At 63.0% G+C, this 24,247-nt stretch carries 25 protein-coding genes and 1 pseudogene; 15 read left to right on the plus strand and 11 right to left on the minus strand.

The window, feature by feature from the left end:
• Window position 1: 1 nt before the first annotated feature.
• Together trpB and AC0L14_RS07175 are read right to left on the minus strand one after the other, a co-directional pair.
• Window positions 2–1,252, minus strand: coding sequence for a tryptophan synthase subunit beta (gene trpB / locus AC0L14_RS07170; RefSeq protein ID WP_473484437.1), 1,251 nt, complete (start codon window positions 1,250–1,252; stop codon window positions 2–4).
• 86 nt (window positions 1,253–1,338) lie between these two features.
• Window positions 1,339–1,998: a phosphoribosylanthranilate isomerase gene (locus AC0L14_RS07175; protein WP_473484555.1), complete on the minus strand. Its 660-nt coding sequence runs from the start codon at window positions 1,996–1,998 to the stop codon at window positions 1,339–1,341.
• A gap of 110 nt (window positions 1,999–2,108) precedes the next feature.
• On the opposite strand from AC0L14_RS07175, the gene AC0L14_RS07180 reads away from it, so the two are divergent.
• Window positions 2,109–2,327 (plus strand): hypothetical protein, encoded by a 219-nt coding sequence (locus AC0L14_RS07180; protein WP_473484435.1) that lies wholly within the window; start codon window positions 2,109–2,111, stop codon window positions 2,325–2,327.
• A gap of 236 nt (window positions 2,328–2,563) precedes the next feature.
• Here AC0L14_RS07180 and AC0L14_RS07185 read toward each other — a convergent pair whose 3' ends face one another.
• The 3 genes from AC0L14_RS07185 to AC0L14_RS07195 all read right to left on the minus strand — a co-directional run bounded on the left by AC0L14_RS07185 (window position 2,564) and on the right by AC0L14_RS07195 (window position 4,624).
• Window positions 2,564–3,322, minus strand: a complete 759-nt coding sequence (locus AC0L14_RS07185; RefSeq protein ID WP_473484433.1) for a M48 family metallopeptidase — start codon at window positions 3,320–3,322, stop codon at window positions 2,564–2,566.
• A 98-nt stretch (window positions 3,323–3,420) separates the two neighbouring features.
• The gene (locus AC0L14_RS07190) at window positions 3,421–3,924 is read right to left on the minus strand and encodes a DUF2852 domain-containing protein (RefSeq protein WP_473484431.1); all 504 of its coding nucleotides are present in this window, start codon (window positions 3,922–3,924) and stop codon (window positions 3,421–3,423) included.
• Between the two features lie 235 nt (window positions 3,925–4,159).
• Window positions 4,160–4,624 (minus strand): Lrp/AsnC family transcriptional regulator, encoded by a 465-nt coding sequence (locus tag AC0L14_RS07195; protein ID WP_473527118.1) that lies wholly within the window; start codon window positions 4,622–4,624, stop codon window positions 4,160–4,162.
• Window positions 4,625–4,795: 171 nt separating this feature from the next.
• On the opposite strand from AC0L14_RS07195, the gene AC0L14_RS07200 reads away from it, so the two are divergent.
• On the plus strand, window positions 4,796–5,809 hold the full coding sequence (locus AC0L14_RS07200; protein ID WP_292179742.1) for a 1-aminocyclopropane-1-carboxylate deaminase: 1,014 nt from the start codon (window positions 4,796–4,798) through the stop codon (window positions 5,807–5,809).
• A gap of 104 nt (window positions 5,810–5,913) precedes the next feature.
• Here AC0L14_RS07200 and AC0L14_RS07205 read toward each other — a convergent pair whose 3' ends face one another.
• Window positions 5,914–6,690: an alpha/beta hydrolase gene (locus AC0L14_RS07205; RefSeq protein WP_473484427.1), complete on the minus strand. Its 777-nt coding sequence runs from the start codon at window positions 6,688–6,690 to the stop codon at window positions 5,914–5,916.
• A gap of 211 nt (window positions 6,691–6,901) precedes the next feature.
• Here AC0L14_RS07205 and infC point away from each other — a divergent pair, with 211 nt between their 5' ends.
• The 8 genes from infC to pheT all read left to right on the plus strand — a co-directional run bounded on the left by infC (window position 6,902) and on the right by pheT (window position 14,029).
• Window positions 6,902–7,438 carry a translation initiation factor IF-3 gene (infC, locus tag AC0L14_RS07210; RefSeq protein ID WP_077374810.1) on the plus strand — a complete coding sequence of 179 codons (537 nt, stop codon included), beginning with the start codon at window positions 6,902–6,904 and terminating at the stop codon, window positions 7,436–7,438.
• 127 nt (window positions 7,439–7,565) lie between these two features.
• A complete protein-coding gene (locus tag AC0L14_RS07215; RefSeq protein ID WP_473484425.1) occupies window positions 7,566–8,210 on the plus strand; it encodes a methyltransferase family protein in 645 nt (214 codons plus the stop codon).
• Between the two features lie 239 nt (window positions 8,211–8,449).
• Window positions 8,450–9,106 (plus strand): methyltransferase family protein, encoded by a 657-nt coding sequence (locus AC0L14_RS07220; protein WP_473749026.1) that lies wholly within the window; start codon window positions 8,450–8,452, stop codon window positions 9,104–9,106.
• A 274-nt stretch (window positions 9,107–9,380) separates the two neighbouring features.
• Window positions 9,381–9,584 carry a 50S ribosomal protein L35 gene (gene rpmI / locus AC0L14_RS07225; RefSeq protein ID WP_006201248.1) on the plus strand — a complete coding sequence of 68 codons (204 nt, stop codon included), beginning with the start codon at window positions 9,381–9,383 and terminating at the stop codon, window positions 9,582–9,584.
• Between the two features lie 38 nt (window positions 9,585–9,622).
• The gene (gene rplT, locus AC0L14_RS07230) at window positions 9,623–10,024 is read left to right on the plus strand and encodes a 50S ribosomal protein L20 (protein WP_473484423.1); all 402 of its coding nucleotides are present in this window, start codon (window positions 9,623–9,625) and stop codon (window positions 10,022–10,024) included.
• 95 nt (window positions 10,025–10,119) lie between these two features.
• Window positions 10,120–11,205 carry a phenylalanine--tRNA ligase subunit alpha gene (pheS, locus tag AC0L14_RS07235; protein ID WP_473527120.1) on the plus strand — a complete coding sequence of 362 codons (1,086 nt, stop codon included), beginning with the start codon at window positions 10,120–10,122 and terminating at the stop codon, window positions 11,203–11,205.
• Entirely contained in the window at window positions 11,202–11,624 is a 423-nt protein-coding gene (locus AC0L14_RS07240; protein WP_473527121.1) for a GFA family protein, read from the plus strand. Before pheS ends, AC0L14_RS07240 begins: the two co-directional genes overlap by 4 nt.
• Window positions 11,621–14,029, plus strand: coding sequence for a phenylalanine--tRNA ligase subunit beta (gene pheT, locus AC0L14_RS07245; RefSeq protein ID WP_473527122.1), 2,409 nt, complete (start codon window positions 11,621–11,623; stop codon window positions 14,027–14,029). The genes AC0L14_RS07240 and pheT overlap by 4 nt, the downstream gene beginning before the upstream one ends.
• A gap of 172 nt (window positions 14,030–14,201) precedes the next feature.
• Here pheT and AC0L14_RS07250 read toward each other — a convergent pair whose 3' ends face one another.
• Complete coding sequence (locus AC0L14_RS07250) at window positions 14,202–15,197, minus strand: aldo/keto reductase (RefSeq protein ID WP_473749027.1); 996 nt, start codon at window positions 15,195–15,197, stop codon at window positions 14,202–14,204.
• 96 nt (window positions 15,198–15,293) lie between these two features.
• Between AC0L14_RS07250 and AC0L14_RS07255 the strand changes: the two genes are divergently transcribed.
• The 5 genes and pseudogenes from AC0L14_RS07255 to AC0L14_RS07275 form a co-directional block, all read left to right on the plus strand.
• Complete coding sequence (locus tag AC0L14_RS07255) at window positions 15,294–16,184, plus strand: LysR family transcriptional regulator (protein WP_473484418.1); 891 nt, start codon at window positions 15,294–15,296, stop codon at window positions 16,182–16,184.
• A 192-nt stretch (window positions 16,185–16,376) separates the two neighbouring features.
• Window positions 16,377–16,955: a cytochrome b gene (locus tag AC0L14_RS07260; protein ID WP_473484416.1), complete on the plus strand. Its 579-nt coding sequence runs from the start codon at window positions 16,377–16,379 to the stop codon at window positions 16,953–16,955.
• Between the two features lie 53 nt (window positions 16,956–17,008).
• Window positions 17,009–17,584 carry a YceI family protein gene (locus tag AC0L14_RS07265; RefSeq protein WP_473484414.1) on the plus strand — a complete coding sequence of 192 codons (576 nt, stop codon included), beginning with the start codon at window positions 17,009–17,011 and terminating at the stop codon, window positions 17,582–17,584.
• A gap of 166 nt (window positions 17,585–17,750) precedes the next feature.
• Window positions 17,751–18,737, plus strand: coding sequence for a Gfo/Idh/MocA family protein (locus AC0L14_RS07270; RefSeq protein WP_473484412.1), 987 nt, complete (start codon window positions 17,751–17,753; stop codon window positions 18,735–18,737).
• 79 nt (window positions 18,738–18,816) lie between these two features.
• Window positions 18,817–18,984 (plus strand): annotated as a pseudogene (locus AC0L14_RS07275) (FAD-binding protein); the annotation flags it as partial.
• 79 nt (window positions 18,985–19,063) lie between these two features.
• Here the strand turns inward: AC0L14_RS07275 and AC0L14_RS07280 are convergent.
• The 4 genes from AC0L14_RS07280 to AC0L14_RS07295 all read right to left on the minus strand — a co-directional run bounded on the left by AC0L14_RS07280 (window position 19,064) and on the right by AC0L14_RS07295 (window position 24,245).
• Entirely contained in the window at window positions 19,064–20,005 is a 942-nt protein-coding gene (locus AC0L14_RS07280) for an alpha/beta hydrolase (protein ID WP_473749030.1), read from the minus strand.
• A 219-nt stretch (window positions 20,006–20,224) separates the two neighbouring features.
• Window positions 20,225–21,007: a carnitinyl-CoA dehydratase gene (locus tag AC0L14_RS07285; protein ID WP_473484408.1), complete on the minus strand. Its 783-nt coding sequence runs from the start codon at window positions 21,005–21,007 to the stop codon at window positions 20,225–20,227.
• Window positions 21,000–23,078 carry an acetate--CoA ligase family protein gene (locus AC0L14_RS07290; RefSeq protein ID WP_473749031.1) on the minus strand — a complete coding sequence of 693 codons (2,079 nt, stop codon included), beginning with the start codon at window positions 23,076–23,078 and terminating at the stop codon, window positions 21,000–21,002. The genes AC0L14_RS07285 and AC0L14_RS07290 overlap by 8 nt, the downstream gene beginning before the upstream one ends.
• Before the next feature lie 3 nt (window positions 23,079–23,081).
• Window positions 23,082–24,245 carry an acyl-CoA dehydrogenase family protein gene (locus AC0L14_RS07295; protein WP_473484404.1) on the minus strand — a complete coding sequence of 388 codons (1,164 nt, stop codon included), beginning with the start codon at window positions 24,243–24,245 and terminating at the stop codon, window positions 23,082–23,084.
• Between the last annotated feature and the right edge of the window lie 2 nt (window positions 24,246–24,247).

A 24,247-nucleotide genomic window follows, 5' to 3' on the forward strand; every position in this document is an offset into this window, starting at 1 on the left:
ATCAGATCTCCATGCCCAGCATATTGGCCACCGTATGCACATCCTTGTCGCCGCGGCCGGACAGGTTGACGATGACGATCTGGTCCTTGTCCATGGCGGGTACGATTTTCACCGCATGCGCAATGGCATGGGCGGATTCGAGCGCCGGAATGATGCCTTCGACGCGCGTCGTCAGCTGGAACGCCTCCAGCGCCTCGTCGTCGAGAACAGGCACATAGTCGACGCGGCCACTGTCGCGCAGCCAGGAATGCTCCGGCCCGACGCCCGGATAATCGAGGCCGGCCGAAATCGAATGGCCGTCCATGATCTGCCCGTCGGCGTTCTGCAGGAGATAGGTGCGGTTGCCGTGCAGCACGCCGGGCGCGCCGGCGTTCATCGAGGCGCAATGTTCGATGCCGTCGAGGCCGCGGCCGCCGGCCTCGATGCCGATGATCTTTACGCTGCGGTCGTCGAGGAACGGGTGAAAAAGGCCGATGGCGTTCGAGCCGCCGCCGACGGCGGCGATGATGGTGTCCGGCAGCCGGCCTTCCTGTTCGAGGATCTGGGCGCGCGCCTCAATGCCGATCACCGACTGGAAGTCGCGCACCAGCTCCGGATAGGGGTGCGGGCCGGCGGCAGTGCCGATCAGGTAATAGGTGTCCTCGACATTGGTCACCCAATCCCGGAGAGCTTCGTTCATGGCGTCCTTGAGCGTGCCGTGACCAGCAGTGACCGGCCGCACCTCGGCGCCGAGCAGCTTCATCCGGAAGACGTTCGGGCTTTGCCGGGCGACGTCGGTGGCGCCCATATAGACGACACACGGGAAGCCGAAACGCGCCGCCACGGTGGCCGACGCCACGCCATGCTGGCCGGCGCCGGTCTCGGCGATGATACGCTTCTTGCCCATGCGCTTGGCCAGCAGGATCTGGCCGAGGCAGTTGTTGATCTTGTGCGAGCCGGTGTGGTTCAAATCCTCGCGCTTGAAATAGACCTTTGCGCCGCCCCCAAGACCCTTCGCCGAGGAAACCTCGCGAAGATGCCTGGTCAGGCCTTCGGCGAAATAAAGCTTCGACGGCCGCCCGGCATAGTGGGTTGAAAGGTCAGTCAGTTCGGCCTTGAAATCCGGATCGTCCTTGACCTCGTTCCAGTGCCGCTCGAGGTCGAGGATCAGCGGCATCAACGTTTCGGCAACGAAACGACCGCCGAAGATGCCGAACATGCCCTGCTCGTCGGGTCCGGTGCGGAAGGAATTGGGTATCGCCGGCTTGTTCATCGCCGATCTCCTACTTCTTGGTTGGAGCTTGTCCTTGTCGGAAAACCGGTTTCCTATTTTCCGAGACATGCTCCGGGTTCTATCCTTCAGGCTGCGCGGGTATCCCGCGCGGCTCTGACGGCCCGGAAAAACTGTTCGATCAGCGCCGGGTCCTTGACGCCTGGCGCGCTTTCCACGCCCGAGGAAATGTCTAGTCCGGGCGGGTTGGCAAGCCGAAAGGCATCGCCGATATTGGCGGCGTTGAGCCCACCGGAAAGCATGTAATCGACGCCTGCGTCAAGGCCGGCCAGAACGCGCCAGTCGAAGGCAATGCCGTTGCCGCCCGGCAGTTCCGAACCCTTCGGCGGCTTGGCGTCGAACAGGAAACGGTCGGCAATGCCGACGAAGGGTCTTATCCGCTCCAGGTCGGCAGCCTCGCTGACCGGCAGCGCCTTCATCACCGGCAGGCCATAGCGGGCCTTGATCTCGGCCACCCGCTCCGGCGTTTCCGAGCCATGCAGCTGCAGCATGTCCGGGCGCATTTTTTCGACGATTTCATCCAGGAACGCATCACCGGCGTGGACCGTCACGGCAACCGCCTTGGCCTTGCCGATTGCCGCTTCACGCAAGCGGCCGGCTTCCGCCGGCTCGACATAGCGCGGGCTTTTGGCAAAGAAAATAAAGCCGACATGGCTGGCGCCGCCGGCCAATGCCGCGGCCAGCGCCTTGTCGGTCTTCAATCCGCATATCTTGATGTCGAGCGCCATGCCGCGGGATTGGCACGAAACGGCAAAAGAGTCGAGAAAAAGCATCCTGTTTGCCACCAGCGCGGAACGCGCTACCTTACTTCAGATAGTACAGGCGGGAGCAAACAAGCATGGCAGACGAAACCGTCGCCCAACTCAGGCAGAAGGTCGCGCAGGCCCGCGAGGTCATTGCTCATCTGATGGACAAGGCCGCCTTCAACGGCGCCGAGGCACACCGCGCGCTCGACTATTTCAGCAATGACGCCTTCAAGAAGGACTTCCTGCCATGGCCGCGCCATACCGACGAGGGGCTGCGCCCTGAGGAGTTGAACGCGGCGAATGATGACTGACCGGCAGTGCAGAACCTATTGATGCCGGCGGGACAGCGCCCTCCTCTGTCCTGCCGGACATCTCCCCCACTTGGGGGGAGATCGGACGTCACGCCGGCTTTCGCCAATCTCCACCCGTCGCAGGAGTCAGCAAGACGCTGAAGCTGGCAATCTCCCCCCTCGTGGGGGAGATGTCCGGCAGGACAGAGGGGGCGCGAAGGATCGCTACAGTTTTTATTCCGCTCCCTACAAGCATTCTACTCGAACATGATCGCTTGCAGCGCGCCGCCATTGCGCTTGAGCCAGTCTTTGCAGCGCTCGGTGTCGGGGCAGAGCTGCTCGCACAATTTCCAGAATTTCGGGCCGTGGTTCATTTCCTTGAGATGCGCCACCTCATGCGCGACGAGATAATTTATGACCGGTCGCGGCGCCATCATGATGCGCCAGGAGAAGGACAGATTGCCGTCGGAGGTGCACGATCCCCAACGGCTCGACGTGTCCTTGAAGCGGATCGCCTTGGCGCGCTTGCCGATCGTCCCGGTGTGCTTGACCACCAACCGCTCGATCTCGCGCTTGGCCTCGCGCTTGAGGAAATCGGCGATGCGGCGCGGCAGGTGCACGCGCTCGCCATGCACGATCATGAGCGGACCGCGTTCGTCGCACGACAGCGTGACGGTACCGCGTTTCGAGGGCTCATGAACAATGCGATGTGGCACGCCGCGCACCGGTATCTTGATGCCGGGCCGCACCTGCGGCCGGTTGGGCACCTTGGCCAGCCGCTGCTCCAGCCAGTCCTGGTGGCGGTCCAGGAATTTTTCCACTTCGCCACGGCGCAGGCCCGGCGGCACGGTGATGCGCAAGCCGCGGCCGCCGGAATCGATCCGCAGCGTCAGGCGCCGCGCCCGGTCGCTCTCGACGATCTTGAGCGGCAGCGTGCGGCCGGCAACACAATGCTCTCGCTCCACGACGGGGGCGGGCCTGGGTTTGGTCAGGTTGCGGAAAAAGCCGAATGACATGGCGGGACGATACGTGATTCGAGGAAAACGAATAGAACAAAAAAGAAACGGCGCCGCTGACGCGACGCCGTGTTTGATTATTTATCGGGGCAAGTGCCTTACTCGTCCAGTAAGCCTGGCGTGGATTTGCCACCCCGTTTGCCAGTCCCCGTCGAGCCGGTCGATCCGCCGCTTGTGGGGCCGCCGGTTGTGGGCGATGTCGACTTGTTGCGGTTCGCCATGAAGCGGTCGAACTCTTCCTGGTCCTTGGCGCGACGCAATTCCCTGGCATATTCGTCGAACTCGCTCAGCATCTCGTCGAGCTTGCGGCGCTCTTCGTTGAGCCGCTCGAGTTCCTTTTCGCGCCAGTCGTCGAAAGCAACGTTGCCGGTGCGGGCGGAGCCGTGGCCCCAGCGCGCCGCTCTGTCGGAACCGCGGCGGCAGCCGGCGAAGATGCCGTCGGTCGCGCGGTTGACGTCGCGCTTGAAGCCTTCAAGCCGGTCGCCCCAGATGATGTAGGCGAGCATGGCGAGGCCGAGCGGCCAGAACACCATAAAGCCGATCACCATCAGTGCGATGGTCGCCGGCGTCCAAGCCGGACGGATCAATGCAGATGTGTTCATTTTCTCCCAATCCTTCAGTTGGAGACAGCCAATCCCGGCTGCGTGGAATCGAAATGGGAAGGGAAAAACGGCTATTCAAGACAGTCGCAGCCAAAACCGGACAAGCATTTGAAATGGTTATCGCTTTTTGACCGATTCAAGGGAAAGAACGACCAGGCCGGCAAGCAAGGTGGCCGACGGTTCTGCAGCGAAAGTCCGGCGCCGGTGCATTGACTTGATGCTTCGGATGTCCGTTTCAAAAATCCAGGGGTGCGTTATCGACGACCTCTTTCATCACGAAGAAGGTTCTCGTCTGGCGAACGCCGGGCAATGCGATCAACTGGTCTCCGTGAATTCGGTTGAAATCCGCCATGTCGCCGACCCTGATCTTCAGAAAATAGTCGAAGTCGCCCGCCACCAGATGGCAGTCGAGGATGAATTTCAGTTTCGCGACGGCCTTCTCGAAATCCGCGAAACTCTCCGGGGTCGAGCGGTCGAGGACGACGCCAACCATCACCAGCGCGCCTCTGTCGACCTTCTGCGGTATCACCACCGCCCTGACATGGCTGATGTAGCCTTCATCGAACAAGCGCTGCGTGCGGCGGTGGCACGTCGCCGGGCTGACAGCGACCGACTGCGCCAGCTCTGCATTGGTCAGTCGTCCGTTGTCCTGGAGCAGGCGCAACATTTTCAGGTCGATCCGGTCGAGCGGTGCTCGCATGGAAGATTCTTCCGATATTGGCGTTGAAAATTGAAGCTATATGACAATTCCGCGCTGTTAGGCGATGCCTCGGACATTTTAAGTCCGATCTTTGAGAGCACCTTTCAAGGCAAAGATGATAGTGTTCACCGCATCACATCGCAATGAACAGGAACAAGAGAGGGCACTCTCATGCTCGAGAAATTCGAACGCTATCCGCTCACCTTCGGGCCGACCCATATCGAGAAACTGGAGCGGCTCGGCGCTCACCTCGGCGGGAAGGTCGATCTCTACGCTAAGCGAGAGGATTGCAATTCCGGCCTCGCCTTCGGCGGCAACAAATTGCGCAAGCTCGAATACATCATCCCGGACGCGATCGCCTCAAACGCCGACACGCTGGTCTCGATCGGCGGCGTTCAATCCAACCATACGCGCATGGTGGCGGCCGTCGCGGCGAAGATCGGCATGAAATGCCGCCTCGTGCAGGAAAGCTGGGTACCCCATGAAGATGCCATCTACGATCGCGTCGGCAACATCCTTTTGAGCCGGATTATGGGCGCTGATGTCCAGATGGTCGATGAGGGCTTCGATATCGGAATTAGGGAAAGCTGGGAGCAGGCGATCGCGGATGTGAAGGCGAAGGGTGGCAAGCCTTATCCGATTCCGGCCGGGGCTTCGGTGCATAAATATGGCGGCTTGGGTTATGTCGGCTTCGCCGAGGAGGTCCGCGCGCAGGAGAAGGAACTCGGCTTTGCCTTCGACTACATCGTCGTTTGTACCGTCACCGGTTCAACTCATGCTGGCATGCTGGTCGGCTTCGCCAAGGACGGCCGCGAACGCAACGTGATCGGCATCGACGCATCCTGCACCCCGGCGCAGACCAAGGCGCAGGTACTCAACATTGCGCAGAACACCGCGACGCTGGTCGAACTCGGCAAGGAGCTCAATGAGGATGATGTCGTCCTGATCGAGGATTATGCCTACCCGGTCTACGGCGTCCCCTCTCAGGAGACGAAGGAAGCAATCCGTCTCTGCGCGCGCCTCGAAGGCATGATCACGGATCCGGTTTACGAGGGAAAATCCATGCAGGGCACGATCGATCTCGTGAAGAAGGGTTATTTTCCCAAGGGATCCAAGGTGCTCTACGCCCACCTCGGCGGTGCTCCAGCCATCAACGGATATGCTTACACATTCCGCAACGGCTGAATGCTTTTTAGTTGCAGCACGTATCCCTCTGACGATATCCGCGTCCGCCGGCAGACAGGGATTCCAGGAGGGCTGCAGCCGGCCGCGACGAATGCGCATGTCTCTTAGCCTGCCTGCAGCACCATGGCGTCGACCGCCCGCACCAGCATGTCGAGATCCTGAGGCCGCGACAGGCGGTGGTCGCCGTCGGGGATCAGCGACAGCGTGACGTCGTCGGCCGGCAGCAGGCCGACCAGTTTCAGCGCATGGCTCGGCGGCACGTCTGCATCGGCCAGCCCTTGCAATATGTGGACGGGGCAGTGGGTGTCGATCGGCCCGTTCATTGTCAGGTTGTTGCGGCCGTCCTCGATCAGCGCACGGGTGTAGATGTAAGGCTCGGCCGAATAGTCCGACGGCTCCTCGAAATAACCCTTTTTGGCAAGATCGCGCTTCTGCGCTTTGGTCAGCGCCGGCTCGACCAGCTCTGCGGTGAAATCCGGCGCCGGCGCCAGAAGCACCAGGCCGGCGATGCGGTTCTCGCCCGATTTGTGCAATTCTTGGCGCAATTCCTGGACCATGCGCAACGCGATCCATGCGCCCATCGACGAGCCCACCAGGATCTGCTTGCCTAGCGTGAAATGGTGGAAGACAGCCAGGCTTTGCGAAAGCCATTTCGAGACGGTGCCATCGGCAAAGGCGCCGCCCGATTCGCCATGACCGGAATAGTCGTGGCGCAGGAATGCCCGGCCTTGTCCGCTCGCCCATTCCGCGAGCTTCTCGGCTTTGGTGCCCAGCATGTCCGACTTGTAGCCGCCGAGCCAGACGATGCCTGGCGCGGCACCCGCAGCGCGCCTGACAGCAATGCTGGTTCCGTCGACATCGATAAAAACCGGTGCGGTCATGGCTCACTCCTCACGCAGGTCTTTTGACACAGCTGGCGGTTCAACGAAAAGTGCTCGGCAACTTTCTTCGTTTGGTACAGGCTGAAGTCAGGGAACAGGGTGATTTCCTGTGAACGCTGTGCTATTGACTCCGGCCGCGCGCTCACCACATTGGCGCGTTCGCAATCTGAATTGAAAACCCTGAACGAAACGGCTCAAGGAGACCACGACCATTCGCAGACCTTTCAAAGCAACGGCGCCCACCAAGGAGGGCCCGCGCTCCAACCGTGACATCCGGGTTCCCCGGGTCCAACTTATCGACGCCGAAGGCCACAACCATGGCGATGTCTCCATCAACGACGCATTGCTGCTCGCCGAAGAGGCTGGGCTCGATCTGGTCGAGATATCGCCCAACGCAGTGCCGCCCGTCGTAAAAATTCTCGATCTAGGCAAGCTGAAATACGCCAACCAGAAGAAGGCGGCTGAGGCGCGCAAGAACCAGAAGGTCATTGAGATCAAGGAGATCAAGATGCGCCCGAACATCGACAGCCATGATTACGAGACCAAGATGAAAGCGGTCCGGCGGTTTTTCGAGGAAGGTGACAAGGTCAAGCTGACATTGCGCTTTCGCGGCCGCGAGATGGCGCATATGGAACTCGGCATGCAGCTTCTGAACAAGGTTCGCGAGGAAGTGGCGCCGATCGCCAAGGTCGAAGCTGAGCCGAAGCTCGAAGGCCGCCAGATGATGATGGTGCTGGCGCCCCGCTAAAGCGATCCCGTCAAAAGCAAAGGCCGCTTCGGCGGCCTTTTGTTGTTTTTGTCTCCGCCATGATTTCTCCGCAAGTTGCATCGACAAGGATTCTGGTTGCCGGTCCTCGCGGCGAAAGGATTGTCCCATGGCCGCTGCGGCACGTTCTCCGATTGAAAAGTCGTTCGACGAAATGGGCCGCTATCAGCGGCGCCGGCGCGTCCTGCTGGCACTGCTGATCGGAGCTTTTTGCGCTTTGCTGATCTTCGGCGGCTCCACGCACGATGAACTGGGCCACGAACGCATAGAGGGGCAGTACGGGATCGCCCTGCTATTGATCGGGATCGGCGGGCGGCTCTGGTCGATCCTCTATATCGGCGGCCGCAAGTCGGCCGAAGTGGTTGCTACCGGCCCATATTCGGTGATGCGCAACCCGCTGTATTTTTTCTCCACCGTAGCGGCCGCCGGCATCGGCGCCCAGACCGGCAGCGTGATCGTCTCGGTGGCGTCGGCGGTTTTGTGCGCGGCCGCGTTCTACATCGTCACGCTGCGCGAGGAACGGCATTTGACGACCGTGCTCGGGGCGCCGTACAAGGACTACATCGCACGCGTGCCGCGGTTTTTTCCCAATCCCCGGCTTTATCGCGATCAGGCCGAAGTCACCTTCACACCGCGCATCTTCAATCATACGCTGCGCGACGGCTTGATGTTCGTGGCTTCCATACCGTTTTTCGAACTCATCGAGTCCGGACAGGAAAGCGGGGTAATTCCCGTCCTCTTCTGGCTGTATTGAGCCGGATGGGCAGGCAAAGGAGGCGGACATGCTACCCGCCTTCTCGCTTCTTTTCCTCGCGCGTCGTTGTCCCAAAACCGCTGCGCACCTCGGGTGAAGCCCGTGGGCAGGCTTTTGGGCGACATGCATTAAATTCGCCTGAATCATCTTGCAAGGCGTCCCGGCGATCGGCGGGGCGCCTGTTTCTTGGCCAGACGCTGCGATCGCTGGCGAAGTTCCTCGACGATCGGATTCCCGACATGCTTAATGAAGCTAAATCGGCGCCGGCCGAACAAGCGCAGGCCAAGCGTGCGCTGGGCAGATATCAGCACGCGCGCAGGATGGTGCTTGCCGCCCTCGTGGTCGTCATGTTCGCAGCGCTGCTGTTTGGCCAGTCTGCTTTTCCTCCCGAAAGCGTGCCGCACGAAACGATCGAAATGGTCGGCGTCCTGCTGATCTTTCTCGGCATTGTCGGGCGCTTGTGGTCGACGCTCTATATCGGCGGACGCAAATCCTCCCAGGTGGTTACCGGCGGACCCTATTCGATCACCCGCAATCCGCTCTATGTCTTCTCCTCGATAGCTGCCGCCGGCGTCGGCGCGCAGATGGGCTCGATCACTGCGGCGATCGGCTTCGCGATGATTTGCGCCGCCGCCTTTCATGTCGTCATCCTGCGCGAAGAGAAGTTCCTGAAGGAGGCCTTCGGAACTCCATTCCAGACCTATATGGCGCGGGTGCCGCGCTTCTTCCCGAAGCTTTCGCTGTATCAGGAAGGCGATACCGGCAGCTTCAAGCCGCGCCTGCTGCGGACGACGCTGCTGGACGGACTGGTATTCCTCGTTGCCCTGCCGTTTTTCGAATCGATCGACGGCGCCCAACTATCGGGCATACTGCCGGTGCTTTTCCGTCTCCCATAGGCAAGATCCCGAACCGAAGGTCTGCGACGGCCAAAGTGGGAACCGGTTTTGCTGCGCTGACCTCCAGTTCGGATAAGGTCATGGGAATACCTGACACTGGACAGAGCGTCGCATCCTTGCAGGTGTTGCGCGCCGGCCCGCTTTGACGTATAGCACCGCCGTTCCCAAAAACCGCCCGGCAGGGCATGCCGTGGCGGTTTCATTTGCTTTTCGGGCTTTGGTCGGCCTGAAGCGAACAAAAAGCGCGATGATGCGCACATAACGGAGTAGCAAAATGCCCAAGATGAAGACCAAGTCAGCCGCCAAGAAGCGGTTCAAGATCACAGGTACGGGTAAAGTCCTGTCGGCTGCGGCCGGCAAGCGTCACGGCATGATCAAGCGTTCCAACAAGTTCATTCGAAATGCCCGCGGCACGATGGTTCTGGCTGAACCGGATGGCAAGAAGGTCATCAAGAATTTTCTGCCGAACGGCCTCTAAGGCATTCGGGCTGGACAACGTTTTAAGGAGATCATGACATGGCACGCGTAAAAAGAGGCGTCACCTCGCACGCCAAGCACAAGAAGGTCCTGAAAGCCGCCAAGGGTTTTTATGGCCGCCGCAAGAACACCATTCGCATCGCCAAGCAGGCGGTGGAAAAGTCGCTGCAGTATGCCTACCGCGACCGCAAGAACCGCAAGCGTTCGTTCCGCGCTCTGTGGATCCAGCGCATCAATGCCGCGACCCACGAGCATGGCCTGACCTATGGCCGCTTCATCGACGGTCTCAACAAGGCCGGCATCGAGATCGATCGCAAGATCCTGTCGGACATGGCCATCCACGAGCCGCAGGCATTTGCCGCACTTGTGGCCAAGGCCAAGATAGCGCTCGAATACCTCAAGAACACCACGCCGAACGCTTTTGAAAGCGCTGTAGCCTAACCAGCGCCTTCCCAAGCACTTCGACACTTGATTTGGGAAACCCGCGCTGGCAGGGCTGGCGCGGGTTTTTCTTTGCCTCCAATCGGGCCTGAAACATGAGTGACATGGAAACTCTCGAAAATTCCCTGATGAGCGACATTGCGTCGGCCGCCGACGAGCAGGCGATCGAAGCCGTGCGTGTTTCAGCGCTCGGCAAGAAGGGCTCGATCTCCGAAATGCTGAAGACGCTCGGCTCGATGAGCGCAGAAGAGCGCCAGATAAAGGGCCCGGCTATCAATGGCCTCAAGAACCGCATCACCGAGGCGCTTACCGCGCGGCGCGCCGAACTGAAGGACGTGGCGATCGCCGCACGGCTCGCGGCGGAAAAGGTCGACGTCACATTGCCGGTGCGGCAATCGCCGGCCGAGCGCGGCCGCATCCATCCGATCAGCCAGGTCAGCGACGAGATTGCCGCGATCTTCGGCGATCTCGGCTTTGCCATCGCCGAAGGCCCCGATATCGAGACCGATTATTACAATTTCACCGCGCTGAATTTCCCGGAAGGCCATCCGGCGCGCGAGATGCACGACACCTTCTTCTTCCAGCCGGACGAGAAGGGCGAGCGCAAGCTTTTGCGCACCCACACCTCGCCGGTGCAGATCCGCACCATGGAGATGCAGAAGCCGCCGATCCGCATCGTCATTCCCGGAAAAACCTACCGCCAGGATTCCGATGCCACGCACTCGCCGATGTTTCATCAGGTCGAAGGGCTGGTGATCGACAGATCAGCCAATGTCGCCAACATGAAATGGGTGCTGGAGGAGTTCTGCAAGGCCTTCTTCGAGGTGCCGCAGGTCAAGATGCGCTTCCGGCCGAGCTTCTTCCCGTTCACCGAACCCAGCATGGAGGTCGACATCCAGTGCGATCGTTCGCGGCCGGGCGAGGTGCGCTTCGGCGAAGGCTCCGACTGGATGGAGATCCTCGGCTGCGGCATGGTCCACCCTAATGTGCTGAGATATGGCGGGCTCGATCCCGACGAATATCAGGGCTTTGCCTGGGGCATGGGCATCGATCGCATCGCCATGCTGAAATACGGCATGCCGGACCTGCGCGCCTTCTTCGACGCCGATGTGCGCTGGCTGTCGCATTACGGTTTCCGGCCGCTCGACATGCCGACGCTATTCGGGGGCTTGAGCGCATGACAGCGGCCCACACCGGCGGCTGCCGCTGCGGCGCCGTGCGGTTCGAGGCTTCGGCCGAGCCGCACCATGTCAGCTATTGCCATTGCGGCGATTGCCGGCGGGCCAGCGGCGCGCCGGTGTCGGCTTTCGTCGGCTTCCTGACCGAGCAGGTCGCCTTCACGGGCAAGGCGCTGAAGATGTTCGAGAACGGGCCGGTGACGCGCTCCTTTTGCGGTATCTGCGGCTCGCCGATCGCCTATGTCGACGAGCGGCTGGCCGACCACATCTATTTCATGCTCGGCGCCATGGACATGCCGGCCTATTTCAGGCCGACCCACCACGCCCATGTGCGCGAGCAGCTTCCCTTCCTGCACATGCCCGACGCGCTGCCGCGCCATTTGAAGACCAGCGTACCCAGACCAGACGGAACACGGTTATGAAATTCACCCTCTCCTGGCTCAAGGATCACCTCGAGACCGACGCCTCGCTGGCCGAGATCGTCGAGCGGCTGACCTCGATCGGCCTCGAAGTCGAGCATGTCGACGACAGATCGAGCCTAAAACCCTTCGTCATCGCCAAGGTGCTGACGGCGGTGCAGCACCCCGACGCCGATCGGTTGCGCGTGCTGACGGTCGATACCGGCGACGGCAAGGCCCCCGTGAAGGTTGTGTGTGGAGCGCCGAACGCCCGCGCGGGCCTGATCGGCGCCTTTGCAGCACCCGGCGTCTATATTCCCGGCATCGACGTGACGCTGACGGTCGGCAAGATCAGGGGCGTCGAAAGCCACGGCATGATGTGCTCCGAGCGCGAGCTGGAATTGTCCGACGAGCATGACGGCATCATCGATCTGCCGGAGGATGCGCCGGTCGGCACCAGCTTCGCCGCCTATGCGCATCTCGACGACCCGTTGATCGAGATCAATTTGACGCCGAACCGGCCGGATGCGACCAGTGTCTACGGCATCGCTCGCGATCTGGCGGCCAGCGGCCTCGGCCGACTCGTCGGCGGAGCAATCATGCCGCATGCCGGCAGCGGCATGTGCCCGGTCAAGGTGACGATCGAGGCGCCGGAGCTCTGCCCCGGTTTTGCGCTGCGCCTGGTGCGCGGCGTGAAAAACCGCCCGTCGCCGAAATGGCTGCAGCAAAGGCTGATCGCCATTGGGCTTCGGCCGATCAGCGCGCTGGTCGACATCACCAATTTCGTCACCTTCGATCGCGGCCGGCCCTTGCATGTGTTCGACGCGAACAAGGTCGCCGGCAACCTTACCGTGCGCCGGGCGCGCGACGGCGAAAAGGTGCTGGCGCTCGACGGCCGCGAATACACGCTGACGCCTGACATGTGCGTGATAGCAGACCAGGACGGCGTCGAATCCATCGCCGGCATCATGGGCGGCGAGCATTCCGGCTGTGACGAGAACACCACCGACGTGCTGATCGAATCCGCACTTTGGGATCCGATCACCACGGCCCGCACCGGCCGCACGCTCGGCATCATCAGCGATGCACGCTACCGCTTCGAGCGCGGCGTCGACCCTGAATTCATGGTGCCAGGCGTGGAACTGGCGACCAAGCTGGTGCTGGATTTCTGCGGCGGCACGCCGACCGAAATCGAGGTGGCCGGCTATGGCGGCCACAAACCCAAGATCGTGTCCTTCCCACTGTCGGAAGTGAAGCGGCTGACCGGCATAGAGGTGCCCAGGGACGAGAGCCTCGACATCCTTTCGCGCCTCGGCTTCAAGCCGCAAGGCGCGGGCGATGTCGTCAATGTGGCGGTGCCGTCGTGGCGGCCGGACGTCGATGGCAAGGCCGACCTGGTCGAGGAGGTGATGCGCATCCATGGCGTCGACAACATCGCTCCGCAGCCGCTTGGTTCTCACGATGCGGTCAACGCAAAAATCCTGACGACGCTGCAGGTCCGCACCCGCGCTGCCAAGCGGGCGCTGGCGGTGCGCGGCATGATGGAGGCCGTCACCTGGTCGTTCATTCCGGCAAAACATGCCGAACTGTTCGGCGGCGGCCAGACAGCACTCAAGCTCGCCAACCCGATCGCTGCCGACATGTCCGACATGCGGCCATCGCTGCTGCCGGGCCTGATCGCCGCCGCGCAGCGCAATGCCGACAAGGGCATCGGCGATGTCGCGCTGTTCGAAGTGTCCGGCACCTATGAGGGCGATGCGGCCGACCAGCAGCGGCGCGTCGCCGCCGGCGTGCGGCGCGGCACGGCCAAGCTCGACGGTTCCGGCCGTCATTGGGCCGGCAATGCCGGTTCGGTCGGGGTGTTCGACGCCAAAGCCGACGCGATCGCAGCACTTGAAGCCTGCGGCGCGCCGGTCGACCGGCTGCAGATCGAGGCCGGCGGCCCGGCCTGGTATCATCCCGGCCGTTCCGGCACGATCAAGCTCGGGCCTAAAGTCGTTCTCGGCACGTTCGGCGAATTCCACCCGAAGACGCTGGAGGAACTGGACGTCTCCGGGCCGCTCTGCGGCTTCGAGGTTTTCGTCGATGCCGTGCCCGAGCCGAAGGCCAAGCCGACGCGGACCAAGCCGAGACTGGAACTGTCCGCCTTCCAGGCGGTCAAGCGCGATTTCGCCTTCGTCGTCGACAAGGCGGTCGAAGCCGGCACACTGACCCGCGCAGCCAGTGCCGCCGACAGGAAACTGATCACCAACGTCTCGGTCTTCGATGTTTTCGAAGGTGCCGCACTCGGCGCAGCCAAGAAATCGATCGCCATTGAAGTATCGATCCAGCCGGTCGAAAAGACGCTGACCGACGAGGATTTCGAGGCGCTGGCAAAGCGCATCGTCGAGAATGTGCATAAGCAGACCGGTGGCGTGCTACGGGCGTGACGGCTGCGGGCACATGGCGATCACTGTTGTGCCGTGGTGAGCCTATCTCCGCAGAAGTTGGCAGGACAGAGGGGGTGTCTCACGCCCACGTCTTGCAATTATTTTTGCATTGCGCGGCGCTCGAAAAAGGGGCGCCGAAACGCCCCGTTTCGATTACTCCGTCGATCACCGTTCACCCATTGACCAGCGCCAGCAGCTCTTCAGTGTAGCGCTTGCCGACGACCTTCTCCGGCGACAGGGCGTCGGCAAGCGCCGCCACTTCCGCCTGGCTCAGCGCAATCTGTGCCGCTGCCGCATTTTGTTCCAGATGGCGGATTTTTCGCGCGCCGGGGATCGGCACGATGAAATCGCCCTGATGCAGCACCCAGGCGAGCGCCAGCTGCGCCGGCGTCACGCCCTTCTCCGCAGCCATTGTCTCCAGCGTCGCGATAACAGCCGCATTGGCCGCCATGGCGTCGGCCTGGAAGCGCGGTAGTCCACGCCGCCAGTCGTCGGCTCCGAGCACCTCGGGCTTGGCGATCGTGCCGGTCAGCAGGCCGCGGCCGAGCGGGCTGTAGGGGACAAAGCCGATGCCGAGCTCGCGGCAGACGGCAAACACCTCTTCTTCCGGATCGCGGCTCCACAGCGAATATTCGCTCTGCACGGCTGATATCGGATGCACCGAATGCGCCCGGCGAATGGTCGCCGCACTCGCCTCCGACAGGCCGAGCGCGCGCACCTTGCCCTCGCGCACCAGCTCGGCCATGGCGCCGACCGTATCCTCGATCGGCACATTGGGATCGACGCGATGCTGGTAGTACAGGTCGATCACCTCGGTGCCCAGCCGCTTCAGCGACGCTTCGGCGACCGCCTTGACGTGCTCGGGGCGGCTGTCGACACCCGCCATGCGCTCGACGCCGTTGCCTTCTTCGAGAATCTTGAAGCCGAATTTCGTCGCGATCGTCACTTGGTCGCGCACCGGCTTCAGCGCCTTGCCGAGCAGGATCTCGTTCTCGTAAGGGCCATAGACCTCGGCCGTGTCGAAGAAATTGACGCCGATCTCGACGGCGCGGTGCAGCGTGGCAATCGACGCCTTCTCTTCCTGGCCGCCATAGACGAAGCTCATCCCCATGCAGCCGAGGCCGACCGGATAGACTTCGAGTTCAGTTCCAAGCTTGCGGGTTTGCATCACGAGTCTCCTTGTGGTGATGCGACGGAAATAGCGTCTTGCATCGCGTTCGATAATCGGCTCTCATTTGCACGGGCTGTTCCAAGAAATAGATCAATGACGCGAACCCATCTTTCCCAGCTTGCGGTGCTGGCAACCGTCGCCCAGTGCGGCAGCTTTCGCGGCGCGGCCAGGGAACTCGCCATCGCGCCATCGGCGGTCAGCCATGCGGTGTCCAGCCTGGAGGCACGTCTCGGCGTGCGGCTCCTGGCGCGCAGCACGCGCAGTGTCGCCCCGACCGAGGAGGGCGCGCAGCTGCTCGAGCGGCTGAGACCGGCGCTGTCGGAGATCGATCTGGCCCTGGAAGCGGCGGTCGAGGCGCGCGACCGGCCGGCCGGCAATCTTCGGCTGACCGTGCCGCGCACCGCCGCGCATCTGGCGCTGACGCCGCGGCTCGGCGCCTTTGCATCGGCCTATCCGGACATCGTGCTGGAGATCGTCATCGAAGACCGCTTCACCGATGTGGTCGAAGGCGGCTTCGACGCCGGCGTCCGGCTCGGCGAGAGCCTGCAGCGCGACATGATCGCGGTGCGCGTCGGGCCAAACCTTCGCGGCGCCGTCGTCGGCGCGCCATCCTATTTCGCAACCATGCCCAGACCGCGCCATCCGCACGATCTCGCCGGTCACCGCTGCCTCCGCTTCCGCTTCTCCAGCGGCATTCTCTACCGCTGGGAATTCGAGAAGGACGGCGAGGAGATCGAGCTGGCGGTGCAAGGGCCGCTGATCCTCGACGAGGACCATCTTATCGCCAATGCGGCGATCGACGGCGCCGGCCTTGCCTTCGTATTCGAGGATTATGTTCGCGATGCCATTGCCGACGGCAAGCTCATTCGCGTGCTGGAGGACTGGTGCCCGCCCTTCGACGGTTTTTTCGTCTACTATCCGAGCCGCCGCCAGATGCGGCCGGCGCTGCGAGCCTTCGTCGATTTCTTCAAGATGAGCGGGTAAGCCACCCCCCTTGTGGGGAGGGTCGGCTCACAGTCGAAGCGAAGCGGAGGCTGCGAGACGGGGTGGGGGTAGCGCCCTACGAGATCCCGCTTCGCAAAAGCTGCTTGGCGGCATTTGCTGCGCGACCCTCCCCACAAGGGTCCCACAAGGGGGAGGGTGGAAGAAGGCGGCCCCGGCCATCGTTCACTTCCCATGCCCATATGGATCACAAACTCTGCGACCCGCTACGGCTGGGCGGCAATCGTCCTTCACTGGCTGATCGCCGCGATCTTCATCGGCCAGTTCGTGCTCGGCTTTGTTATGATGCGGGTGTCCAGCCAGCGCACCGCCTTCGAACTGATTCAGCTGCACAAATCCTTCGGCTTTCTGCTGCTCGGGCTGGTGATCCTGCGCATTGCCTGGCGGCTCGGCAATGCGGTGCCGGCGCTGCCGCGCTCGGTCGGGCCGTTAGAGCGCCGCGTGGCGCCGCTCGTCCATTTTGCGCTCTACGTGTTTCAGCTTGCGCTGCCTCTGTCCGGCTGGGCACTGGTATCAGTGTCGATGCTGGAGATACCGAGCGTGCCGTTCAACCTGTTCGTCATGCCGGACCTGCCACTCGCGGAATCGGACCCGGCGGAAAGCTTCTGGACCTCGGCGCATTGGTATCTCGCCTATGCCGGCATCGGACTTGTCGCCCTGCATTTCGCCGCGGCGCTGCGCCATCATTTCTGGCTGAAGGACGTAGTACTGACGCGCATGATCACGCCTTCGTCGGATCACAGCGCGGAATAGAGCAGGCGGCTCATTCGTTAATAGGGCGAGGGCGCTAAAAAAGGATCACGCCCATGGTTGCACGCATCTTCGGATTTGCAGCAGTCGCCAGTTGCCTTGCCATGCCTGTTTTCGCGGCGGTCGCGCTCAGCGACGCTGCCGGCAGCTACACGATCAGCCCGGCCGGTTCCAGCATCCGTTTCTCCGTCGGCAAGGCCGGCGGCGGCGGGCTCGCCGGCGCCTTCGCCCGCTTCAAGGGCTCGATCCGCATCGACAACAGCGATGTCGGACGCTCCCGTGTCAATATCACCATCTTTCCCGAAAGCGTCGGCACCGGCCAGAGCCGCGTCGACGCCTTCCTTCGCTCCGACGCGGTGTTCGACGCCGCCAACAACCCGGAAATCCAGTTCCGCTCGACCAGCGTGAGACGCATCGGCGAGACGTCAGCCCTCGTCACCGGTCGGCTGACGGCGCGCGGCAAGACTTTTTCGGAAAAGTTCACGGCCGAGCTCGCCGGTCTCAAGGCAGGCACGATAAAATTCCATGTCACCGGCAAGGTGCTGCGGTCGCGCTACGGCATGGATGTCGGCACGCCGATCTATTCGAACGTCGTCGACTTCAACATGACGCTTACAGGTAGAAGGGGTTGAGCGGTTCTTCCTCGCCCCCGCGAGAGCGGGGAGAGAAGCTATGGGGCAGCGCCGGCATCCGAACAAGCCGCAGACGATCGCCTTGCTCGCTGCCATGCTTCTCATTGGCTTTTTTGCCGATTTCAGGCAAACCTCGACGCCTGCAATCTAAAGAGGGAGAAGCCTGATGTTCCGATGGGGTGTTTTGTCGACGGCCAAGATCGGCCGCGAGCATCTTTTGCCTGCAATGGTCGAGGCGGAGAACGGTGTACTGTCGGCGATCGCCAGCCGCGACCTGTCGAAAGCCCGCGCCCTGGCCGACCGTTTCGGCGCGCCCCATGCCTTCGGTTCCTATAGCGAGCTGCTCGCATCCAGGGACATCGACGGCGTCTACATCCCGCTGCCGACCGCGCAGCATGTCGAATGGACCGCCAAGGCGATCGAGGCCGGCAAGCATGTTCTGGTCGAGAAGCCGCTGGCGCTCGATGCCAACGACATTCCGCCGCTGATCAAGCTGCGCGACGCCAAAAACGTGCTCGTCTGCGAAGCCTTCATGGTCGTCTACCACCCGCAGTGGATCAAGGTTCGCGAGCTGATCGCCAACGGCGCCATCGGCCGGCTGCGCCATGTGCAGGGCGCGTTTTCCTACTACAATGTCGATCCCAAGAACATGCGCAACCAGCTCGACCTCGGCGGAGGCGCGCTGCCCGACATCGGCGTCTACCCGACGGTGTCGACGCGCTTTTCGACGGGCAAGGAGCCGCTGCGCGTCCAGGCGACGATCGAGCGCGACAAGACGTTCGGCACCGACATCTATTCTTCGATCCGCGCCGATTTCGGCGACTTCGAATTGTCGTTCTATCTGTCGACGCAGATGGCGGCGCGGCAGGTGATGGTATTCCACGGCGAGAAGGGTTTCATCGAGGTGCTTTCGCCGTTCAACGCCGGAATCTATGACCACCATCGCGTCGAGCTGCACAACCAGAACCATAGCGAGGCGCAAGTGTTCCGCTTCCCCGGGATGCAGCAATACCGGCTGGAGGTCGAGGCGTTCGCGCGGGCGGCACAGGGCGGCACGGACCGCGTCTTCACGCTGGAGGAATCGGTGCTCAACCAGAAGGTCATCGACGCCATCTTCCGCGCCGGCGAGAAGGAAGGCTGGGAGACGGTTTAGGCTGACCATGATCCGAACCGAAGGTCCGCGCCAGCGAAAAGTGGGAACCGGTTTTCGGATAAGATCATAGTCAAACAAAATGGCTGACGATGCGGATGCGATCATTGTCGGCGCCGGCCTTGCCGGTCTCGTCGCCGCGGCCGAACTGGCCGAGGCCGGCAAGAAGACCATCATTGTCGACCAGGAGCCGGGCCAGTCGCTCGGCGGCATCTTCCTCGTCGATTCGCTCATGGTACGCGGCGCTGGAAGGCACGTTTCTCGGCGGCTGCATCTTTTCCGGGCCGCAGCGCCGGCCGCGCGGCATCACGCGGGGTGGGCTAGACCCCTTACCAGATCCACTCGCCGCGTCCCAGAACCGCTACCGCGTCGACGATCCGGGTAAAGCTCGAGCGCGCGCGGCCGACCGTATGCCGGGCTCTGAGATAACCATGCACCAGCCCCGGCTCTTCGAACCAGAAGGCGTCGCCGTCTGCCGCAACGACGCGGTCGCGATAGGCCTCGCCGTCTGACGACAGCGGGTCGCATTGCGCGGTGATCACCACGGTCGGCGGCAGATTGGCAAAATCGGCGTCGGCAAGCGGCCACAGAGTGAGGTCGCCAGTGCGGTCCTCGCCGCCGGTCCTGATATCCTTGTAGAAATTGAGGTCGCGCACCGTCAGCATCGGCGCCTCGGCATGGGTCACATAGGATCCTTGCGAGCGGTCGCCGCCGAGGCCGGGATAGATCAGCATTTGGCCGATCGGCCTTCGCGCGTGGCCGCGCGTCGCATGGCTGACGGAGGCGCAGAGATTGCCGCCGGCGCTGTCGCCGCAAAGCAGGACGGGGCATTCGTAGGTTGAGGTGGCCCATTCGAAGGCGCCCATCACGTCGTCGAAGGCGGCCGGATGCAGATGCTCGGGTGCCAGCCGATAGTCGACCGAAACCACTTCATAGCCGGTGCGAGCGCAAAGCTCGGCGCAGACATCGTCATGGCTATCGAGTCCGCCGAGGATGAAACCGCCGCCATGGACATAGAGCACCATCGCAGAGGCGTTCGGCGCCGCGCTGCGATAAATGCGGATCAGGACGTCGTGCGCGGGCGCGGCAATGACGGTGGTTTCAGCCGTCACGCCTTGGGGATAGCCGGCAAAGAACTCGCGGCACATGCGGTCGTAGATCGGACGCTGCTGGGCGATTGTGTAGTCGATCGTATCCGACGGATAGTAGGAATTGGTCCGCTCGATGAAGGCCCATGTCTCGGCGTCTATGAGTTTTTTGTAGTCGGTCATGAGCGCTGACCGGATCGCAATGAATTCGCCTGGACACCCCCCTCTGTCCTGCCGGACATCTCCCCCGCAAGGGGGGAGATTGGATGTCGCATCGGCTTTCGCCAATCTCCAGCGCGGCAGGAAGGGCGGATGGGCCGAAGCTGCCAATCTCCCCCCTTGCGGGGGAGATGGCCGGCAGGCCAGAGGGGGGTGGGAAGAAACGCCATCATCTCCGCAGTATCATTTCCCCTTCCACACCGGGTCGCGCTTTTCGGCAAAGGCGCGAAAGCCCTCGAGATTGTCCTCCGAGCCGTACAGTGCGTCAACCGTCGGCAATTGGCGCCGCGTCACCCGGTTCATCGCGTCCTGGAAGGTCAGCGATTCGGCGACCCGCGCCGTCTCCTTGATCGCGGCAAAGACCAGCGGCGGGCCGCCGGCGAGCAGCCGGGCGATCTCCCAGACGCGGTCCTCGAGCCTCTCCTTGGACAGCACCTCGTTGACCAGGCCCCAGCGATGCGCCTCTGCGACATCCATCCAGCGGCCGGTGAGCAAAAGGTCCATGGCGACATGATAGGGGATGCGCTTCGGCAGCTTGATCGTTGCCGCGTCGGCCAGCGTGCCGGCACGGATTTCCGGCAGCGCGAAGGAGGAATGATCCGACGCGTAGATGAGGTCGCAGGACAGCGCCAGCTCGAAGCCGCCGCCGACCGCCATGCCGTTGACGCAGGCGATCACCGGCTTGTTGAGGTCGCGCAATTCCTGCAGTCCGCCGAACCCGCCAACGCCATAGTCGCCGTCGACCGCATCGCCACCGGCCGCGGCCTTGAGGTCCCAGCCGGCACAGAAGAACTTGTCGCCGGCGGTCTTGACGATGGCAACTCGCAGATCCGGATCGTCGCGGAACGCCTTGAACGTCTCGCCCATCAGCCGCGACGTTTTCAGGTCGATGGCATTGGCCTTGGGCCGGTCGAGCACGACTTCGAGGATCGTGCCCTCGCGGCGGGTGGTGATGACGTCAGACATTTTTGTTCTCTCCCAGCACCAGCAGTGCGTCGGCGATCCAGGCGCCCTTGCCTTGCGCGCAGACGATCAGCGGGTTGATGTCGAGCTCCTCGATCTCGCCGGCATTTTGCTGCACGAAGGCGGCAATGCCTGATATCGCATCGATGGCCGCCGCGACATCGGCCTTGGGCCGGCCGCGATAGCCTTCAAGCAGCGGGAACAATTTGAGCCCGCGCAGCGCTGCCTCGATGTCGTCGCGGGTTGCCGGCAGCATCAGAGTGACGCTGTCGCGCAGCAGCTCGACCAGCACCCCGCCTGTGCCGAGCGTCATCACCGCGCCGAACATCGGGTCGCGGGTGAAACCGACGAGCAGCTCGGCGACGCCGTCGCGCACCATGCGCTCGACATAGAGGCCGGTGCCTAGCGCATCGAGATCATGGGCGGCGGTGCTGACGGATTCGGCATCCCTGAGGTTGAGCCGCACCGCGCCGAGCTCGGATTTGTGGGTGACGCCCAAAGCCTTCATCGCCACCGGAAAGCCGAGCGCCATCGAGGAGATGACCGCCTCGACCGCATTGCCGGCGCGTTCGCCCCTCGGCACGGGAAGCCCAGCCTCGATCAGCCGCGCTTTCGCCTCGGCCTCATCAGGCGTGACATGGTCGCCGGCCGGCGCCCCGGAAGCGGAGGTGTCGATCGGCTGCGCCTGCGGCTCGCGCCAGGCCCAGCCGATGAAGGCTGCCGCCTGGGCGGCGTCCATGGCTTCGGAAATGCCGAACAACGGCACCATGCCGCGTGCCATCAGGCCGGCGGTGTATTCCTCGGGCAGGTTCTCCGGCAGCGACGAGACGATCGCGCCTTGCGCCTTGTTGGTCTTCAGCGCCGATTCGAAGGCACGCAGCGTCGCCCACCAGTCGGTGTCCGAGCAGCGGTCGGGGCGCGGGAAATCGAGCACCAGCATGTTGAGGTCGAAACCGCCCGACACCATGGCGGTGAAGGTGGCGGTCATCGCCGGCTCGTTGTTCCAGATGAACGTGTGGTAGTCGAGCGGGTTGGCCACCGCTACCAGCGGCCCGAGCGTCGATTTGACGTGGGCGCGATGCGTATCGGTCAGCGTCGGAAAGTTCACCCTGCGGCCTTCGGCGCTGTCGGCCATCACAGACGCCTCGCCGCCCGAACAGCTCATCGACGACAGCCGATAGCCGGGCAGGGGGCCGGTGACGTGCAGCAGCTTGAGCGCCTCGATGAAGGCCGGGATCGAATCGACGCGGGCGATGCCGAGCCGCTTCAGGAAGGCGCCCGAGGCGGCATCCGACCCGGCCAGCGATGCAGTGTGCGAAACCGTCGCCTGCCGCGCCTGCTCGGAGCGGCCGACCTTCATGGCAATGATCGGCTTCTTCAGCTCACGCGCCCGCGCGGCCAGTCTTTCGAAGCCGGCTACCGAATCGAAGGCCTCGATATGCAGGCCGAGCGAAGTGACGCGGTCGTCCTCGATTAGGCCAAGCGCCATTTCGGAGAGGCCGGTCTGCGCCTGGTTGCCGGCCGTCATCAGAAAGGCGATCGGCAGGCCGCGCTTCTGCATGGTCAAGTTGATGGCGATGTTCGACGACTGGGTGATGATGGCGACGCCGCGGCCGCCCTCGGCCAGCCTGATGCCGCCGTGCTGATCGGGCCACAGCAGTGCGCCGTCGGCATAGTTGATCAGGCCGTAGCAGTTCGGTCCGATGATCGGCATCTGGCCCGCCGCAGCGACCAGCTCGGCCTGCAGCCGCTCGCCGTCCTCGTCATAGGCCTCGGTCTCGAGGAAGCCGGCGGCAAAGCAGACGGCGCAGCCGGCGCCGCGTTCGGCCAGCGCCTTGACCACCTCGATGGTCAAATGCCGGTTGACGCCGACAAAGGCGGCGTCGGGGGCGCCGGGTAGATCGGCTACCGAACGGTAGGCCTTGCGGCCGGCGACTTCGTCTTTGCTCGGGTGCACCGGCCAGATCTCGCCGGCAAAGCCCATCTTGATCGACTGCGCGACGACGGCGGCGGCCTGCGCGCCACCGAACACGCCGATCGTTCGCGGGCGCAGAAGACGTTCAAGCCTGTGCATTGATCAGCCCCCGAACGGGCGCAGCAGCGCCCGTGAAATGATGTGGCGCTGGATTTCCGAAGTGCCTTCCCAGATGCGCTCGACGCGGGCGTCGCGCCAGATGCGCTCCAGCGGCAGATCGTCCATCAGCCCCATGCCGCCATGGATCTGGATCGCCTCGTCGGCGACGAAGGCAAGCATTTCGGTGGCCTTCAGCTTGGCCATGGCCATGTCCTGATCGGTGACGGTGCCCTGATCGTACTTCCAGCCGGCTTCGAACACCATCAGGTCGGCGGCCTTCAGTTCGGTCGCCATGTCGGCGAGCTTGAACGACACGCCCTGGAATTTGCCGATCTGCTGGCCGAACTGCTGGCGCTGCGCGGCATATTCGACGGCGTGACCAAGCGCCCGCTCGGCCCGGCCGAGACAGGTCGCGCCGACCTGCAGGCGGGTTGCGCCAAGCCACGAATTGGCGACGTCGAAACCCTTGTGGACCTCGCCGAGAACCTGGGCTCCGGGCAGCCGGCAATCGTCGAATTCGAGGATGGCATTGGTGTAGCCGCGGTGCGAGACGTTGCGGTAGCCGTCACGCACCGTAAAACCCTTGGTGCCCTTGTCGACGAAGAAGGCGGTGATCTTCTTGCGTTTTCCACGCGGCGTCTCCTCTTCGCCCGAGGCCATGAAGACGATGGCGAAATCGGCGAGGTCGGCATGGCTGATGAAGTGTTTGGTGCCGTTCAGCACCCAGTCGTCGCCATCCTGCACGGCGGTCGCCTTCATGCCGCGCAGATCGGAGCCGGCGCCCGGCTCGGTCATCGCCAGGCAATCCCATTTCTCGCCGCGAATGCAGGGATAGAGATATTTCTCGCGCTGCTCCGGCGTGCCGGCCAGAAGGATGTTGGAAGGCCGCGCCACGCAGGTCCAATGCAGCGCGTAATTGGCGCGGCCGAGCTCTTTTTCGTAAAGCAGCCAGGTCACCGTATCGAGCCCGGCGCCACCGACTTCCGTTGGCATGTTGGCGGCATAGAGCCCGGCTTCGATTGCCTTGGCCTTGATCTCCTCGATCAGTTCGCGGCGCAGTACGCCGGTGCGCTCGACCTCGCGCTCATGCGGATAGAGCTCGTTCTCGACGAAGGCGCGTGTCGTCTCGACGATGAGTTTCTGTTCTTCCGAAAGACCAAAATCCATGG

The organism is Mesorhizobium sp. WSM4841 (genome assembly GCF_055811515.1).

Coding starts and splice junctions, on each gene's coding strand:
- trpB (WP_473484437.1), bottom strand. CDS start 1,252: ATGAACAAGCCGGCGATACCCAATTCCTTCCGCACCGGACCCGACGAG.
- AC0L14_RS07175 (WP_473484555.1), bottom strand. CDS start 1,998: ATGGCGCTCGACATCAAGATATGCGGATTGAAGACCGACAAGGCGCTG.
- AC0L14_RS07180 (WP_473484435.1), top strand. CDS start 2,109: ATGGCAGACGAAACCGTCGCCCAACTCAGGCAGAAGGTCGCGCAGGCC.
- AC0L14_RS07185 (WP_473484433.1), bottom strand. CDS start 3,322: ATGTCATTCGGCTTTTTCCGCAACCTGACCAAACCCAGGCCCGCCCCC.
- AC0L14_RS07190 (WP_473484431.1), bottom strand. CDS start 3,924: ATGAACACATCTGCATTGATCCGTCCGGCTTGGACGCCGGCGACCATC.
- AC0L14_RS07195 (WP_473527118.1), bottom strand. CDS start 4,624: ATGCGAGCACCGCTCGACCGGATCGACCTGAAAATGTTGCGCCTGCTC.
- AC0L14_RS07200 (WP_292179742.1), top strand. CDS start 4,796: ATGCTCGAGAAATTCGAACGCTATCCGCTCACCTTCGGGCCGACCCAT.
- AC0L14_RS07205 (WP_473484427.1), bottom strand. CDS start 6,690: ATGACCGCACCGGTTTTTATCGATGTCGACGGAACCAGCATTGCTGTC.
- AC0L14_RS07215 (WP_473484425.1), top strand. CDS start 7,566: ATGGCCGCTGCGGCACGTTCTCCGATTGAAAAGTCGTTCGACGAAATG.
- AC0L14_RS07220 (WP_473749026.1), top strand. CDS start 8,450: ATGCTTAATGAAGCTAAATCGGCGCCGGCCGAACAAGCGCAGGCCAAG.
- rpmI (WP_006201248.1), top strand. CDS start 9,381: ATGCCCAAGATGAAGACCAAGTCAGCCGCCAAGAAGCGGTTCAAGATC.
- rplT (WP_473484423.1), top strand. CDS start 9,623: ATGGCACGCGTAAAAAGAGGCGTCACCTCGCACGCCAAGCACAAGAAG.
- pheS (WP_473527120.1), top strand. CDS start 10,120: ATGAGTGACATGGAAACTCTCGAAAATTCCCTGATGAGCGACATTGCG.
- AC0L14_RS07240 (WP_473527121.1), top strand. CDS start 11,202: ATGACAGCGGCCCACACCGGCGGCTGCCGCTGCGGCGCCGTGCGGTTC.
- pheT (WP_473527122.1), top strand. CDS start 11,621: ATGAAATTCACCCTCTCCTGGCTCAAGGATCACCTCGAGACCGACGCC.
- AC0L14_RS07250 (WP_473749027.1), bottom strand. CDS start 15,197: ATGCAAACCCGCAAGCTTGGAACTGAACTCGAAGTCTATCCGGTCGGC.
- AC0L14_RS07255 (WP_473484418.1), top strand. CDS start 15,294: ATGACGCGAACCCATCTTTCCCAGCTTGCGGTGCTGGCAACCGTCGCC.
- AC0L14_RS07260 (WP_473484416.1), top strand. CDS start 16,377: ATGCCCATATGGATCACAAACTCTGCGACCCGCTACGGCTGGGCGGCA.
- AC0L14_RS07265 (WP_473484414.1), top strand. CDS start 17,009: ATGGTTGCACGCATCTTCGGATTTGCAGCAGTCGCCAGTTGCCTTGCC.
- AC0L14_RS07270 (WP_473484412.1), top strand. CDS start 17,751: ATGTTCCGATGGGGTGTTTTGTCGACGGCCAAGATCGGCCGCGAGCAT.
- AC0L14_RS07280 (WP_473749030.1), bottom strand. CDS start 20,005: ATGACCGACTACAAAAAACTCATAGACGCCGAGACATGGGCCTTCATC.
- AC0L14_RS07285 (WP_473484408.1), bottom strand. CDS start 21,007: ATGTCTGACGTCATCACCACCCGCCGCGAGGGCACGATCCTCGAAGTC.
- AC0L14_RS07290 (WP_473749031.1), bottom strand. CDS start 23,078: ATGCACAGGCTTGAACGTCTTCTGCGCCCGCGAACGATCGGCGTGTTC.
- AC0L14_RS07295 (WP_473484404.1), bottom strand. CDS start 24,245: ATGGATTTTGGTCTTTCGGAAGAACAGAAACTCATCGTCGAGACGACA.